General features: G+C 50.7%; 12 protein-coding genes. 9 read left to right on the top strand and 3 right to left on the bottom strand.

From position 1 onward, the window contains the following. The first annotated feature begins 14 nt into the window (after nucleotides 1–14). Both ACTJJS_RS31090 and ACTJJS_RS31085 read left to right on the top strand, forming a co-directional pair. A complete protein-coding gene (locus tag ACTJJS_RS31090) occupies nucleotides 15–1,142 on the top strand; it encodes a glycosyltransferase family 4 protein (protein ID WP_440667710.1) in 1,128 nt (375 codons plus the stop codon). 6 nt (nucleotides 1,143–1,148) lie between these two features. Continuing rightward, a complete protein-coding gene (locus ACTJJS_RS31085; protein WP_168875052.1) occupies nucleotides 1,149–1,916 on the top strand; it encodes a class I SAM-dependent methyltransferase in 768 nt (255 codons plus the stop codon). Nucleotides 1,917–1,973: 57 nt separating this feature from the next. Here ACTJJS_RS31085 and ACTJJS_RS31080 read toward each other — a convergent pair whose 3' ends face one another. Together ACTJJS_RS31080 and ACTJJS_RS31075 are read right to left on the bottom strand one after the other, a co-directional pair. Next, a complete protein-coding gene (locus ACTJJS_RS31080; protein ID WP_440667708.1) occupies nucleotides 1,974–2,825 on the bottom strand; it encodes a beta-1,6-N-acetylglucosaminyltransferase in 852 nt (283 codons plus the stop codon). A gap of 6 nt (nucleotides 2,826–2,831) precedes the next feature. Then, nucleotides 2,832–4,169, bottom strand: a complete 1,338-nt coding sequence (locus ACTJJS_RS31075) for a lipopolysaccharide biosynthesis protein (RefSeq protein WP_440667706.1) — start codon at nucleotides 4,167–4,169, stop codon at nucleotides 2,832–2,834. Nucleotides 4,170–4,530: 361 nt separating this feature from the next. On the opposite strand from ACTJJS_RS31075, the gene ACTJJS_RS31070 reads away from it, so the two are divergent. Further along, nucleotides 4,531–8,103 carry a PKD domain-containing protein gene (locus ACTJJS_RS31070; RefSeq protein ID WP_440667704.1) on the top strand — a complete coding sequence of 1,191 codons (3,573 nt, stop codon included), beginning with the start codon at nucleotides 4,531–4,533 and terminating at the stop codon, nucleotides 8,101–8,103. Here ACTJJS_RS31070 and ACTJJS_RS31065 read toward each other — a convergent pair. Then, a complete protein-coding gene (locus ACTJJS_RS31065; protein WP_440667702.1) occupies nucleotides 8,098–9,303 on the bottom strand; it encodes a glycosyltransferase in 1,206 nt (401 codons plus the stop codon). The genes ACTJJS_RS31070 and ACTJJS_RS31065 overlap by 6 nt on opposite strands. A 155-nt stretch (nucleotides 9,304–9,458) precedes the next feature. Between ACTJJS_RS31065 and ACTJJS_RS31060 the strand changes: the two genes are divergently transcribed. The 6 genes from ACTJJS_RS31060 to ACTJJS_RS31035 all read left to right on the top strand — a co-directional run bounded on the left by ACTJJS_RS31060 (nucleotide 9,459) and on the right by ACTJJS_RS31035 (nucleotide 16,775). Beyond that, complete coding sequence (locus ACTJJS_RS31060) at nucleotides 9,459–10,973, top strand: GNAT family N-acetyltransferase (protein WP_440667701.1); 1,515 nt, start codon at nucleotides 9,459–9,461, stop codon at nucleotides 10,971–10,973. Nucleotides 10,974–11,213: 240 nt separating this feature from the next. Continuing rightward, complete coding sequence (locus tag ACTJJS_RS31055; RefSeq protein WP_168875058.1) at nucleotides 11,214–11,510, top strand: thiamine-binding protein; 297 nt, start codon at nucleotides 11,214–11,216, stop codon at nucleotides 11,508–11,510. A 47-nt stretch (nucleotides 11,511–11,557) separates the two neighbouring features. Continuing rightward, nucleotides 11,558–12,055: a PH domain-containing protein gene (locus tag ACTJJS_RS31050; protein ID WP_440667699.1), complete on the top strand. Its 498-nt coding sequence runs from the start codon at nucleotides 11,558–11,560 to the stop codon at nucleotides 12,053–12,055. A gap of 190 nt (nucleotides 12,056–12,245) precedes the next feature. Further along, entirely contained in the window at nucleotides 12,246–12,824 is a 579-nt protein-coding gene (locus ACTJJS_RS31045) for a TetR/AcrR family transcriptional regulator (protein ID WP_440667697.1), read from the top strand. Between the two features lie 57 nt (nucleotides 12,825–12,881). After that, nucleotides 12,882–13,292, top strand: a complete 411-nt coding sequence (locus ACTJJS_RS31040; RefSeq protein WP_440667695.1) for a nuclear transport factor 2 family protein — start codon at nucleotides 12,882–12,884, stop codon at nucleotides 13,290–13,292. 327 nt (nucleotides 13,293–13,619) lie between these two features. Continuing rightward, a complete protein-coding gene (locus ACTJJS_RS31035; protein ID WP_440667693.1) occupies nucleotides 13,620–16,775 on the top strand; it encodes a SusC/RagA family TonB-linked outer membrane protein in 3,156 nt (1,051 codons plus the stop codon). The last annotated feature ends 10 nt before the right edge of the window (nucleotides 16,776–16,785 follow it).

Genomic DNA, 16,785 nt, shown 5'->3' with positions numbered 1-16,785 from the left:
CAAACGAAGCATCAATGGCGCAACAACGAAAGATAAAGGTATTGGAGACGATCCGCCAGGGCAAGATAGGGGGAGGGGAAAGCCATGTGCTGGACCTGGTGGCGTCACTGGACAAAACACAGTTTGAGGTAGTGGTGCTTTCTTTCACTGACGGACCAATGGTCACTGCGCTGCAGTCCATGAACATTCCGGTGCAGGTGATCGGCAGCAGCAAAGCCTTTGATCTGTCTGTATGGATGGCCGTAAAAAAGTTTATCCGTTCGCATCAAATTGACATCGTACACGCCCATGGCACCAGGGCCAACACAAACATATTGTGGGCGGCCCGAAGCCTTGGGATCCCGGTAGTATATACCATCCACGGATGGTCTTTTCATGAAGGGCTGCATCCACTGGCCAAAAGGGCTAGGGTGGCTGCTGAGAAGTTCATCACCCGCATGGTCCAACACAACATCTGTGTGTCGGACTCCAACCGCAACACCGGCCAGAAGGCGTTTGGCGCTTTCAGGGCCACCGTGATCCCCAATGGGGTGAACCTGGAGAAATTCAATGCCGAAGGCGTCTATCCAGATGTGAAGGCTGCTTATGGTATTCCGGCAGACCACCTGGTGGTTTGTTATATTGCCCGGATGACTTTACAAAAAGATCCGGTGACTATGCTCCGGGCCTTCGCACAGGTGCTCGCGCAGGTGCCAAAGATCACGCTGCTGATGGTAGGAGAAGGTGAATTAAAGCAGGCCGCCGAAGATACGGCAAAGGAACTGGGCATTACCGGTCATGTGATCTTCGATAAATTCCGGCAGGATGTGCCGGCCGTGCTGAATGCTGCCGACATATATTGTCTGCCTTCTCTCTGGGAAGGATTTCCGATCGGCGTGCTGGAAGCTATGGCCATGGGCAAGGCCGTGATCGCCTCTGATGTGGACGGTACCCGGGAAGCCATTACCCATGAAGAGAACGGGCTGCTGATACCAGCTTCCCATCCTGGTGCGCTGGCTTCGGCCATTGTAAGGCTGGCCAAAGACCCCACGCTGCGCAAGCGTTTACAGTTCAGCGCTGCCACGGCTATACGCAGCCGGTACAACGTGACAGCGGTTACCAAAAAAATAGAAGCGGTTTATCACCAGCTTTTTAAATCATAAATCATCATGACACAGCCAGTGATCACCTACGAATACGAAAGGATTGCAGATATCAAACGTCTGAATTTTATTACGGAAAGCCTGCAAAAAGAAATTCCGGCCAACGCGCATGTACTGGACGTGGGCTGTGGAAACGGCGTTATCAGCAGGCACCTTGGCCAGTTCGGCTATAACGTGCTGGGCATCGATATCAGCCAGAAAACCATTGACGTGGCCCGCAGCAAAAACAAATTGCCGAATGTGGCCTTTGAGGCTATCAGCGCAGAAGAGCTGACAGCCAAAGGTCAACAGTACGATGCGGTTATCTGCAGCGAAGTGCTGGAACATCTGCATCACCCCGAGGTGTTGCTGCGTACCATCTATGCCTCACTGAAAGACAACGGTATCCTGGTAGTGACAGTGCCCAACGGCATGGGACCCCGCGAAGTATGTGTGACCAAACCAATGTTGAAGGCACGTAACAATCCGGGCCTGTGGTCGTTTATCAATAAAGTGAAAAAAGGATTGGGCTTCAAAGGCACTACCGTACAGTCACAGGCCGATAACCTGGACCATGTGCAGTTCTTTACCCGTAAAGACCTTACAGCACTGGCGCTGGCCAACGATTTTCATATTGTCCGTTTCGCGAAAACAAATTTTGTGGAAGACGTATTCCCGTTCTCTATTGTTACCAAACGGGTGAAAGCCTTGCAGACGCTGGATTGCAGCATTGCGGAATTATTGCCGGTGGGCTTTACCGGCGGCTTTAATACACTGTGGAAGAAAAACAGATAACATACCAAAGAAATCCTAGCTTTTTGCCCAGCTTTAGTACACACTGTTGGCATGTCTTTAATGACTGCCAACAGTGTTGTTTAATAGCTGATCGATCTTGTCCAGCACGGGCGAACCATAGTCAAATTTGCGGGCGAAATATTTCCCCGATTGCAACAGCGCATCCATATCCTCCAGTCCCAGTGCTTTCGGATGTTCCTTGCCGGCAGACCAGTCAATGTAATGCAAATAATCTGTCACCTGTGAACGATAGTCTTGATGGTTCATCAGGATGGTTTGAAAAATAAACTCATCAGCGCCCCAGGTGAGCCTGAAATACCGGCGTAGCGCCGGATGCTGTTGTTCATACTCCACACAAAACCGTACGCAGTCCAGCGTGAGCGTCCACCAGGCGGAGCCGCAGTGAAGCTTCAGCCCCAGCGGTGCTTTCCGGCGGGGCAGCATGGCGGTCAACAGTTGCGCCAGCTTGTATTTTCCCGGAAAATTATATTCCACAAAGTGATAGTGTTCCATTTTGCTCATCATCGGCCGGAGGGCTTCTTCGCTGATGACGTTCATAAATTGTTTCCCCGTTTGTTGCTGCAAAAAACAGATCAAATCATCGACAGGCTGCAAGGGATAATCCTGTCCGCTGAGCAGGGTCACCCAGCTGTAGTCAATGCCAGAGCGCAACACGGCGTTCATCCCATTGAGCGACGCCTGTATAATGCCCCAGCCGGCCCAGGTGACGTTGGCGCGTTCTTTCACCAGATATACCTGTGGCAGGGCAATCGCCTGTTCCCATTCGGCCAGCGCACATTTGGCGTCGATGTGTATGTAGCAGTCCACCTGCGGGTGGGCCAGTCTTTTGAGCAACCGTTCCAGTTGGGCCGGTTGTTTATGTACCTGTATGATAAATGCAATTCTCATGGGTGGTTATTTGGTGACAGCGCGCTTGTTCCGCAGTTTGTCCAGCATGACCATACATTCGAGCCAGCCATAGTTCCAGATGTCGCGGATGCTCACGTCCAGGTGTTTTTTGACGAAATAATATCCGAAGGCGGCTGCAAATACTACGTTGAGCAAAGAGGAGAGCGCCACAGACCTTACATCGGCAAAGAAGTACACAAATGCTACGTCACATATAATGTTGAGCAGCAGTTTCAGAAAATTCTTGTAGAAGTTGATGTCCGGCAGATTGATCATGTCCAGCGTGACGCCTATGAAGCGGTCTATCGGCCACAAGATGGCTGACAACAGGAATATGCGTACTATATCGGTGGCGCCGAGATAGGCTTTGTCTGCCAGGATGATGATCAGTGGCTGCGTCAGCACGATCAGCACAATGATAAAAGGAATGATCAGGATGCTGACGGTGCCGGTATAACGGCAAAAGGCGCGGGCTACGCCGGCATAGTCCTTTCTGTTGGCCGCAGCGGAAAGCGTAGGCTGGGAGGTGGCCACAAAGCTGCGCAGAATGATCTCGATCACTTCCATGAATTTCTGCGGGATGCTGTAAATAGCCACAGCAGCAGGATTGAGCATGGTGCGGATGACCAGGTTGTCGGAATAACTGATCAGGGAAGATGAAACCATGCTGCCCACCACCATGCGGCCAAAGCGGAACAGCGCCGTTTTATGCTCACGGGTGCGGAACACCATGGTGCGCACGCGGGTCCATCTGAAAAGGAAACAATAGGTACTGGCCAGCGCCATGCTCAGGCCGTAGGCATATAATACATTTGGCAGGGAAATCTGATGCAATCCAAACAGAATGCCTAACAGGACAAGGAAAGAGCCGTTTTGTACCAGCCGTATCTGTACAATTTTATCAAACCGGTGTTCCGCCTGCAATATCCAGGAGGCAAAGTTCCAGGGCAGTGACAGCAATGTGAGGATGCCGATCCAGCCGATAAACAGGTGCCAGGTATCGTTGAACCGGTCATACGCCACCGCATATACGATGGCGGACAACAATACATAACCCAGCGTCAGCGCCAGGGAAATATACCAGGCCGCGCCAGCCACGCCCCGCGCCGTATCTTCCTCTACGCCGGCGTAGAACTTGATGATACCGGACTGCAGTAAGCCGGTGCGTATCTGGTCCATTATATTGTAGGTGGCAATAAACAGTACCCATTCGCCGAAGGCGTTCAGGGAAAGCACCCTGACCAGAATGGCAAAAGACAATACATTAAAAAATGCGGTGACCAGGTTGCCCAGCAGAGAGTGAAAATGTCGGTTACGTAAAGTGGCCAATAGACTAAATCCCATGAATCAACAATTAAATCAATGTATGTTGGTTCTTAACAGGATACAGATAAAGTGAAGATGTCAGAAACAATGTCCGACGCGGGTATGGTGTAATTCGGCTGCAAGATACATTTTTTGTTAAATAAAACAGTAGCAGCGCAACGAAAAAAGAAAGTTTTATCTGTAAATCAATTTGCTACAAGAATTGTTTATTAATAATTTAATTTTAAAATTAATAGATATACAATAATTTTTATATTTGTTGTTCAATTTCTTTTATCTTGCGCCCATACTATTGCTAGGTCTCCGCTCGAGATAACTATGGAATCATCGCCCCGTGAAATGCAATAGGCAACCATTTTTTACGAAAAGCCGTTGTCTGGTGAAAAAACGCTACACACTATTCTGCAAGGCAATTGTATGCCTGCTCTTTTTATCCCTTGTATTACCAGTCTCCGCTCAACAAACGGAGGTGACCCTTCCTGCCCAAACTGTCAATAACGTTGCCGGCTATCTGGAAGCATTACCGCAGGGCTATAACAGCAACACCAACAAATACCCGCTGATCATCTTCTGCCACGGGGTAGGAGAATTGCAGTACGACGCGAACAATCCCACCGTTCCCAGGCCTATTTCAGGCGTGGCGAACAACGGTATCCCTAAACTGATAAAGGAAGGGAAGTTTCCTGCATCCTTCTCCGTGAATGGCCAGAACTATTCCTTTATTGTCATCTCTCCGTTTTTCATCAGATGGCCCGGGTCAGACGATGTACACAAATTATTGGCTTACCTGCAAACCAAATACCGTATAGACCCTAACAGAATATATGTCACTGGGATCAGTATGGGAGGCGGCGTGGCCTGGGGCGTTATCTCGGAAAACAGCACCAAAGCCAAACAATACGCTGCAGCGGCCATAGTATGCGGCGCCTATAACGTCAACGACCGTCCGGAGCTGCCGGCTGTCATTGCTGCCAACCACACGCCGGTATGGGCATTTCATAATAAAGTCGACCCCAATGTGGACCCGCAATGGACCATCGACTGGGTCAATAAGATCAACAGCTCCGTGCCTGCCCCCGTGCCACCTGCAAAAATGACCATCTTCAATGTCAGCGGCCATGACGCCTGGACACAGGCCTACAGCCCTGCTTATAAAGATCCGGTCACCGGGCAGAACGTATACGAGTGGATGTTGTCCTATTCGCTTAATGCCACCACGCCACCGCCGCCGGCCAACAAGCGCATTGTGGTGCAACCCAACCGGGGTAACGGTATCTACTATACGGACGCTATGAAACAGTTGAACGTCAATCCGGGAGACACGCTTTGTATTCCGGCAGGCGATTATGACTATATCCAATTCAGCAAGTTGGCAGGCACCAACGATAAGCCGGTCGTGATCACCAACTGCGGCGGCCTGGTAAGGGTAGGCGTCAATAGTACTGCCACCGCTGCGGCCTTTGTGTTTTCCACCTGCAGCTATTTTAAACTGGAAGGTACGGGCGATGCCAACCTGCCATACGGCTTCGATGTGAACGGTACCAACCAGCACGGGGAAAAAATGTTCGGCCTCTTCTTCGGCGACGGCTCTACTGACTTTGACGTGCATCATGTCTACGTGCATGACGCCAGTATGTTCGTACAGGCAAAGACGTTACAAAGCTGCGACCACCCCGAGTGGTGGGAGGGTTCCTTTCTGATGAAAAACATTAAAATCCATGACCTGCTTTGCCGCAACTCCACCTGGGAAGGCTTCTATATCGGCAACACCCATTATCTGTACTCCAGCGGCAGCTGCCAGAACATGAAATCCCATCATATCCAGGACCTTGAAGTTTATAATAACGACCTGGAGAACATGGGCAGTGACGGTATCCAGATCTCCATGGCCGACCTGGGCACCAATAAGATACACGACAACCGTGTGGTAAACTATGCCGTCGCCCGCAACAGCGCGCACGGATATGGCATTATGAGCGGTGGCGGCAGCACGCTCAATATTTACAATAACCGCGTTGACAAAGGCTACAATCCCGGTATCCAGATCTTTGGCTCCGGAATTAATACCGTTTACAATAACGTGGTGTCCAACATTACTTATGAAGGCATCAATGCAATCGATAAAATTGTATTTGAACCAGCCACCGCATATATCTATAATAACACGGTCTACAATACCGGGGTAAATGGCATCAAAATCTATGCGGACCAAACTACTGTCGGGCACAAGGTATATAACAACCTTGTGATCGCCAACGGCACCCAGTGGGATTATCCGCAGACAGGTTATTACATCAAAGGCGCCAATCCGATCAAGTTTGACTTCTCCAACAATCTGAACTTCAAAACACCGGCAGATGCAGGAATAGGGGACGCGCCGAACGGCAATTTCCGGTTGGTGGCTGGCTCCAAAGCTATTGACGCAGGCCGCGACATGACCGACCTGGGGTTGACTACCGACCTGGAAAACACCTCCCGCCCCCAGGACGGTAAATATGACGTAGGTGCCTATGAGTTCAGGAGCGGTACCAATAATATTGTCCCTGCTGCCAATGCAGGCAAAGACCTGTTCATTTCCCTGCCGGTAAATACTGTAAAACTCGACGGTTCGGCCTCTTCTGATGCCGACGGCACCATTACCGGCTACAGCTGGAAAAAAGTAAGCGGCCCTGCAGCTGGAACAATCGCCGCCCCGGGGCAAGCCATTACCAATGTGTCTGGCCTGGCGGCAGGCACTTATGTCTTTCAGCTGGCCGTAACAGACAACCGCGGCCTCAGTGCGTCTGACCTGGTGACAGTGACGGTACTGGCCACCGCGGCAAGGCAACCGGTCATCGTTACCAATACGAACATCTCTGTCAAACTGCCGGTCAACAGCGTTCAGCTGGACGCCAGCAGCTCCTATGACCCCGACGGCATTATCGCCGGCTATGAGTGGAAACAGATCAGCGGTCCTTCTTCCAGCGTACTGGCAGATAACATCTCCAGCAATACCTCCGCCGGCTCACTGGTGCAGGGCGTATATACGTTCCAGTTAACCGTCACGAATAACGCCGGCACAAAAGCCATCGTTAACGTAACAGTGACGGTAACCGGCAGCTCCGGTACCAATCAACCGCCTGTGGCCAATGCGGGCGCAGATCAGACCATCACGGCGCCAGCCGCCGGCGTAACGCTCAACGGCAGCGCGTCCGCGGACCCGGATGGCTCCATCGCCGCCTGGAAGTGGGAGAAAATAAGCGGCCCCGCGGCAGGTACTATCGGCAGTCCCGCTACGGCTATCACCGCTGTCACCAACCTCACACCTGGCACTTACGTGTTCCAGCTGACGGTCACTGACAATGCCGGCGCCACTGCCTCAGCACGTGTAACCGTAACTGTTCTGCCGCAGCCCGGCGACAACCGCCCGCCGGTGGCCAACGCCGGCCCGGATGAAAAAGTAGTGTCTGTAGTAATTCTGGACGGCTCCAGCTCCTATGACCCCGACGGCTCCATTGTAAAATACGGCTGGGAACAGGTGAACGGTCCCGCCGCCGCAAATATCGCCGGCCCCAATGCGGTAAAGGCTACAGCAACAGGCCTGCAAAAAGGCGTATATACGTTCCGGTTAACCGTGACAGACAACGGCGGACTGACTGCCAGTGCTGTGAAGACAGTCACCGTGGTGGACCCTGACATACCAGACGACGGCACGGAAGCGGTAAGCCTTTATCCCAACAGGATAACAGGCAGCGGCAGCGCCATGCTGAAAATCAAACACAGCTCCCTCCGGTCCGGCAGGATCACGATATACAGCAGCAACGGCGTCACCGTAAAACAGTTCGCTTTCCTGATGGACGCTGTTTTTACCACCAGCCTCGATTTTAGTGCGTTGGGCACCGGTGTCTACTTTGTGGAGATCAGGGGTACAGACACTGACTATAAATCAGTGAAACGTTTCATAAAATTATAGACGGGCTTCATAGGCCTGGATAGCCTCATATACCGCAGCGGCCGAGTTCTCCCAGGTATGGGTAAGCGCAAAGGCCCTGCGGCCGGCCGCCAGTTCGGGACGGTTGCCTTCCAGCGCGGCCTTCAGCTGCAGCAGCCAGGAAGTGAGATCATCTGCCAGGTACACATGATCCTCAAACATCTTCATGGTAGGAGTGCGGGTGGCGACCACCGGTTTGCCCATCGCTAGGTACTCATCCACCTTCAGCGGATAGTTGCCAATAGTCAGGTCATTGACCGTCTGTGGGTTAATACATACATCAAAGGATTTTACATAGGCCGGAAGTTCTGTCATGGGTTTGCCGCCGGTAAAATGTACGTTGGGCAGTTCATGCAACGGCGACTTTTTAAAATCTTCATCTTCATGTCCCACCAGCACAAAGCTCCAGTCTTTTTGTTCCGATGCAAGGTTGACCAGCAGGGGGATGTCCAGCCTTAAACTGGTGAGCGCGCCTACATAACCGATCACCGGCCCTTTCACATGGGCGGTGTCTGCCGGCGTGTCCATGGGCCTGTCGGGATTGAACAGTTCCAGGTTGCAGCCCTGGCCGATGTAGTGGCTCTGGGGGTTGTATTTTTTAAGCCGTTCGGCGAGGTACAGTGAATTGGCCACGCCGATATCCGCCTTGGAGATATGTTGCGGCTCCAGCGTTTGTCCGTGTTTGCGCCAGTAATCCACCGCCAGGATATTGTCCCGGCTGTAATAGATATACACCGACGGTTGCAGCAGTTCTTTCAGGTAGAAGCTCCTGAAAATATCATTGTCATTGAAAAGGATAATATCCTTAAAACCCAGTTCCCGGACAGCCTTACGGATATTACGCGCAAAGCGGCGGTTGTTGATGCGGTTTACGGCAGAAAACAAAGCCGTGGACGGCAGCCAGTTGATCGATTCAATAACAGCGGTGGGATAAAGGTTCCACATATTGTCACTGATCTGCACCAATGAAGGGGCTTTTCCACGGATGACCTCTTTATGATGGTCGATTTCCTCGCCGGCATGGCGATTGAAGGATGTACGGCGATCTATCGGGGCGTTGACATACAACACCCTGTTATGTTTGGAGAATTCGGCCGCAAGGCTTTTGCAGTTGCTGCCAATTTTTGTGTACCAGGGTTGCAGGCCCACAATAACTATATCGCGGTTATAAACAGACATCATAACAATACCAGTAGGTAATAAAAAAGGGGAGGTCGTCCAGAGGAGGGATGGGTAAAATTAGATGGAATGCAAAGTAAGGGAAATCTGCCCGTTCATACAAATAAACTTTATCCGGCCTGAAAAGGTTAAATTAATACAAAGTATAATCATTACATATGTCAGAAACAGTTGAAATCAGAAATATTACGGCCGCCGATTACCTTGATCTTCGGGAATCCATGGTATCTGCTTATCCCGATATGGCAGGAAGTTATTGGGGGGAGGCCACCATTCAGCGGCTGATAAAATTGTTCCCCGAAGGACAGATAGCCATTACCGTTAATGGCCGCGTAGTAGGCTGCGCCTTGTCGATCATTGTGGACTATGACAAGTTTGGGGACACGCACACTTATGAACAGATCACCGGTTATTATACCTTTAATACCCATAACCCGAAAGGGGACATTCTTTATGGGATAGAGGTATTTGTACATCCTGATTTCAGGGGAAGACGGCTGGCGCGACGACTGTACGACGCCCGCAAAACACTTTGTGAGCAGCTGAACCTGGAAGGGATTGTGGCCGGAGGCCGCATTCCCAACTATGAAAAGTATGCTGACAGGATGACGCCGAGGGAGTACATTGAGAAAGTGCAGGATAAGGAGATTTATGATCCAACCCTGACTTTCCAGTTTTCCAATGACTTTACAGTCAAGAAGATACTGAAAAACTATCTGCCCAATGATGAGGCGTCCAAAGGGTTTGCCACCTTGCTGCAGTGGTTCAATATTTATTACGAGAAAGACAGTGACACCATTCGGTATAATAAGTCCACCGTACGGATTGGACTGGTGCAATGGCAGATGCGGGACTATGGTAACCTGGAGGTCTTCATGCAACAGGTGGAGTTTTTCATTGACGCAGTGAGTGATTACGGTTCTGACTTTGTGGTGTTTCCCGAGCTGTTCAATGCGCCATTGATGGCGGAGTTCAACCAGCTGGACCCTGCAGGGGCCATTCGCGGGATGGCGAAGTACACAGAGACCATCCGTGACCGGTTCCTCGAGCATGCTGTGTCCTATAATGTGAACATTATTTCCGGCAGTATGCCTATCGTCATAGATGAGGTGCTGCATAACATATCTTACCTCTGCCGCCGGGACGGCACCTGGGAGCAGTACATCAAGATCCATCCCACGCCCGGAGAAGTGTATGCCTGGGGGATGAAGGGCGGCTCCGAAATCAAGGTGTTTGATACCGACTGCGGAAAGATAGGCATCCAGATCTGTTACGATGTCGAATTTCCTGAGCCGTCCCGGATTCTGGCGGAGCAGGGCATGCAGATTTTGTTTGTGCCGTTTATGACAGATACCCAGCATGCGTATAACCGTGTCCGTTTCTGTGCGCAGGCCAGGGCCATCGAAAATGAATGTTATGTGGCTATTGCGGGGTGTGTGGGTAATCTGCCAAAAGTTAATAATATGGACCTGCAGTATGCACAATCCTGTGTATTCACACCTTCTGATTTTAACTTCCCGGTAACGGGAATAAAGGCAGAGTCAACTCCCAATACCGAGATGGTGGTAGTGGCAGATGTTGACCTGGTGTTGTTGAAAGAACTACATACGTTTGGCAGCGTACAAACGATGAAGGATATACGAAATGATCTCTATCAGGTGGTTAAAAAGTAGGAGAGATGATAGTCGGTTTACCATGATTTTAATTAGATAATCACTTTATGTCTATTTTTGTATTTTGTTGATAAATAGATATTTATGTTTTTTTGTTGAAGTGATGGTTTATGTTTTTTCAATAGATTTTTGAGCACTTCCTCCAATTATTGTTTAGCTTAGTGTTTGTTTTGCTTCAAGCCACACAATAGTTAATTGCTGTAATGAATTGATAATCAATTTTAAAATGAAGAATAAAAGATGAATAATAAGATTAATTTAGCGCTTCAGATCCTGCCTTCCGTGCCCTCGGAACAGGTATATGCCGTGGTGGACGAGGCCATTGCCGTGATCCATAACTCCGGTGTAAAATACAGGGTATGCCCGTTTGAAACAGTAATGGAAGGCACCTACGATGAGCTGATGGAGGTGGTGCGCAAAACCCAGGAAGTATGTTTTAAAGCGGGTGCATCGCAGTTGTTAGTGTATATAAAAATGCAGATAAAAAAAGATCAGGACGTAACGATCGAAGAAAAAACCGGGAAGTACGATTCCTGATATAATTAAATTTCATTATCTTTCTTGACAAACCAAAGACAGGACTTATGAGGTATGCCGCAACATTGGATGGGAACTCCAAAATCATTACTAATCTGATCATCATCATTACCCTGATCATCTTATGCCGGCAGATCACCGATGTAGGCCATGAGGCAGTGAAGACCAGCATTTTGTTGATCATACTGATACCGGCTATCCTCGTGGCGGCCTGCCTGAGCCCCCGGTACTATAAAATTACGGCCGAGGGCCTGGTGATCCAGAGAGCACTGTTTCCCATCACCATTCTCTTCGATGACATTGTGCGGCTGCGCAGCATCACGGAGGAAGAACTGGGCACCAGCAGCCGTATGCTGGGCATCGGCGGTATTTTCGGTTACCTGGGCACCTACCGCTCTGCCGAAATCGGCAAGTACCAGCGCTGGTGCACCAACCGCGAAAACCTTGTCCTGATTGAATCACAATCGCGGAAGTGGGTGATCAGCCCCTCCGCAGCAGACGACTTTGTAAAGACGATGAACGGTATCATCAATACCGCTAAATAAATGCCCGCGGCCTGAAGGCCCCTGTCTTCAGGCCTGCCGGTTCCCCTGCCTGAAAAACCCGCGCTCCGCCAGACCTCTACCCGCCCCGAAAGCCAGCCTCCTGCATCCTGGACCGCTCTCAGAAACTACTTGTTCTATCTCCCGGTAAATTGATTTGGAACAATCGGTTTAAAATATTTAACTTCGCAGCATGCCAAGGAATAAGGAATTTGAGTACGAAGAGAAACTGGAGAAAGCCCGGGACCTCTTCTGGGAAAAGGGCTATCACGCCACGTCCATCCACGATATTGTGGACAGGATGGGACTGAACAGAAGCAGTGTATACAATTCCTATGGAAACAAACAGGCATTGTTTCTGAAATGTCTGGAAAACTATGCAGCCCTCAAAGCCGCCCAATACCGCCGTGCCGGCAAAAATGCATCCTCCGCTTTTGAGGCTTTGGCGTTTACCATCCGGGATGTGGTGGAGCAAACCGTGACGGACAGAAAGGCCTGCCTGATCGTGCGGACGATCTTTGAACTCGGCAATGAAGAGCCTGCCATTTCATCGTTTATCAAAAAGAACGCGGAAGTGCTGGAGTCTATTTTCAGGGACCTGGTCATCAGGGCAAAAGCCGAAGGAGACCTGAAAAATGAAGCGGCTCCGGATATGCTTGCCAGTTATATACTCACATCGTGCAGCAGCTTCTATATGCGGTACGTCCTCACTGGCAGTAAAAAAGAAGTCAACGAAATGATCAATATTTTAATCAGCTCCCTGCGTAAATAATTTTTTTGCCTCATTTTGGAACGATCGGTTTAAAACAATCACAAAAAAAACAGATATATGGAATCACTGACAACAAAGACTAAAGAGACAGTAGAAGCGTATTTGAACAACATGGCGTCCAAAAATTATCAGGCAAATGCCAGCCTGTTTGCTGACAATGTGGAATGGCGCATACCCGGCAACAAGGCAAAGGCGCCCTGGATCAGGGACCGCAATACCAAAGCAGAAGCCGTGGGTTTCTATGAGGAATTGTTCCGCTATGTGGAAGGCGTTTCCTTCGAAATAACCGGTAAATTCTATGATGGCGACCAAGCTGTCGTAACCGGCCACCTGGTGTCCCGCATGCTGAGCACCGGCAAATTGTTCGACAGCCTTTTCACCATCCTGGTAACCGTGACAGATGGACTGATCACCCGGTACATTTTACTGGAAGACAGCTATAACCTGGTGGAAGCATTGACAGCGTAAGTTCACGAAGGCTGGCCGCAAATGAGCACCGGTCAGCCTTCCTGTATTGTAAACAATGGCCCTCTTGTTCAGGGCCATGTCATCACAGCAATTTTTTCTCCGCTAATCTCCCCCCTTCGTATTTCGTTTAGCCCTTCACGATACTTCTCTCTTAAAGCCTGCCAATAATAAATCATAGATTGTTAATCCACAGTAGTATATAATTAACATTAAATTTTATGTTTTAAAAAGACATAAATGCGGGCGAGTCGCATTGACTTTCGATTTTCCTTGCTGTATCTTTTCTTTTATTGCACATTTATAAAACCAAAGTCTAAACTAAACACCATGAGATCAATCCACACGTTGATGTTGGTGGTGGGCGCTTTCCTGTTATTACCCTGCTCTCATTTGCACGCCCAACCCCGTACGCTAAAAGGTCACGTGACAGCTGCCGGTAGCAACACCGCCTTACCCGGCGTAACGGTCCAGATTAAAGGCGCCGCTCGCGGTACCACTACAGGCCCCGACGGCAGTTTCCGTATTGAAGTATCCGCTGGTCCCGGCATCCTCGTATTCAGCTTTATAGGGTACCTGACACAGGAAGTGCCCATCGGCAGCCAGTCCACCATTGATGTAATCCTGCAACCTGATACCCGCAGCCTGGACCAGGTGGTAGTTACCGCCATGGGCATCAAAAAGGAAAAGCGGGCCATCGGTTATGCCATCCAGGACGTTTCAGGTGCTGACCTCGCACAGTCCAAACAGTCCAACGTGGTCAACGCCCTGCAGGGCAAAGTGGCCGGCGTTCAGATCTCCAGCGGCGGCGGCGCGCCCGGCCAGGGCTCACGTATCCTGATCCGCGGCATCAATTCACTGGACCCTACCCGGGATAATCAGCCCCTTTTTGTTATCGATGGTATCACTATGGACAACAATACCTACACGGACATTGGCAACGCCGGTGGCGCCGACACCCGCGGCATGAGCAACCGCGCATCTGATATCAACCCCGATGACATTGAAAGCATCTCGGTATTGAAAGGAGGCGCTGCTACCGCCTTGTACGGCCTTCGCGCTGCCAGCGGCGCGGTGATCATCACTACCAAATCCGGCAAAGCCGGCCGTACCCGCGTGAGCTTCACCACTACCGCAGGCTTTGATAAGGTAGGCAAAACCCCCGACGTACAATTACAATACAGCCAGGGTAACAACGGTCTGTATGATAACCAGAGCTTCTGGCCCGCCTGGGGGCCCACAGTGGAAGAGGCCCGCAAACTGGACCCCAGCCATCCGGCTTCCCTGTACAATAACTACAAACAAGCCTATAACACGGGATCTCAATATCGCAATACACTGGCCATCAGCGGCGGCACTGAAAAAGTCGTATATACGGCATCGTTATCGCAGTTTAACCAGAACGGCGTTATCCCGTTCAGCAATTATCAGAACTACTCGGCCAGGGTGGGCGGAGATATCCGCTTCAGCGAAAAAGTGAAAATGGGCGTGTCCCTCAATTATATCAACTCCGGCGGTAACCGCGCCAACGCTGACCGCTACGGCGAACAGATGATCTACTGGTCGCCCCGCTGGAACATGCGGGACTATCTCAAACCCGACGGCACCCAACAGACCTATGGCGCTACAGACAACCCGATCTATACGCTGTACACCAACCGTTATGGAGATAACGTGAACCGCCTTATCGGAAATATCAACTTCACCTATTCACCATTCAAATGGCTCGATATCCTGTACCGTGCCGGTACCGATTTCTACACCGATAACCGCCGTCATACCGGCCCCGGTCCAAAAGGTATCACCGGGGAGGTGGTCAATACAGACAATGGGTTCGGTTTTGTGGACGAATACATGACCAACCAGCGCTCCCTCAGCTCCACGCTCATCCTGAATTTCAAAAACAAGATCACGCCCAAACTGACGTCTGACCTGAAACTGGGACATGACCTGTTCGACCGGCATCTCAAACGCCTGGCCACAGAAGGGGACACCCTCGATATCCCCGACCTGCTGATCATGCAGAACGCCAAAAAAATCGTTTCCAATCAATACCTCGAAAACTATTATCTCATCGGGGTATTCGGCGACTGGACGTTGTCGTGGGACCGCTGGCTGTACCTTACGCTTTCCGGCCGTACAGACATCAGCTCCTCGCTGCCTGCCGGCCACAGGGCGTTCTTCTATCCGTCAGTGAGCATGTCTTATCTTTTTACCGAACACCTGAAGATACCGGAGAACGTGCTTTCCTATGGCAAGGTGCGCGCCTCATGGGCCAGGGTGGGCAAAGACGCGCTGCCTTACAATACCGGCTCCGGCTACATCCCGCTGACCGATGGCCCCATCGATAACAACGTGATCGGCTGGACCCGTGCCAACCGCTACGGCGATGCTCAATTGAAACCGGAATTCACCAATACCTTTGAGGCAGGCGCCGAACTGCGTTTCCTGCATGATCGTATAGGCGTTGACTTTGCATGGTACACTTCCAAAAGCACTGATCTGCTGATCCCTGTGAAGTTATCCAGTGCTACCGGTTATGAAGATTTTTACACCAATGCAGGTTCCATTCGCAACACCGGCGTGGAAATAGCTTTTAATGCCACACCCATCAAAAAGACGAAGTTCCAGTGGGACGTACGCGTTAACTTCTCCGCTAACCATAATGAAGTATTAAGTTTAGGTAAAGGGCTTTCCGAAGTAGTGGTAGGCAACCAGTTTGGTTATGCCGGTTCTACTGCTACCATGAAATACATCCCCGGTTACCCGGTAGGGGCCATCTTCGGCACCAGTTACCAGCGTTATATGGGCGGACAGCCGGACAACAGCATCCTGATTGACTACAGCCGGCCTATACAGATCGCGGCCAGTGGCAGCCTGGCTGGTTTCCCGATGATCAATTCCAGCCAGAAATACCTGGGCAATTCCCAGCCCAAGTGGATTGGCGCCATCACCAACACCTTCAGCTACGGGCCTCTTAGTCTTTCTGTATTGATAGACACCCGCCAGGGCGCTAAAAAATATAACCAGCTGGCCAATTTCATGGCGGCCTTCGGAGAATCGGCTGTCACCGCAGACCGGTTCACCAGCAAGGTTTTCAACGGAGTACTGCCCGACGGCACGCCCAACAGCCAGGTGGTGTACCTGCAGCAGGCCAAAGGACCGGATGGCCGTAATTATGGCGGTGGCTTTTACCGCAACATCTATCGCGGGGTAACAGAGAACTTCGTGGAAAACGCCTCCTGGATACGGCTGCGTAATGTGAGCCTTTCGTGGCAGCTGCCGCAGAAGTTCCTCTCACGCACCCACCTGATTTCGGCGGCCAGCCTCACTTTCACCGGTAATAACCTATGGTTGCATACGAAATACACCGGCTTCGATCCGGAGTCCAGCTCGCTGAACGCCGGCAGCAATATAGATGCCTTCGCCGGTTTCACGTACCCGACTACACGTAGTTATATGGCCTCTCTGAATGTTACCTTCTAAACCGATAGAT

Origin of the sequence: Chitinophaga sp. 22308 (genome assembly GCF_052045305.1) — a bacterium.
GTDB classification, from domain to species: Bacteria; Bacteroidota; Bacteroidia; order Chitinophagales; family Chitinophagaceae; genus Chitinophaga; species Chitinophaga varians_A.
This window is presented reverse-complemented; position numbering and strand designations above follow the sequence as displayed.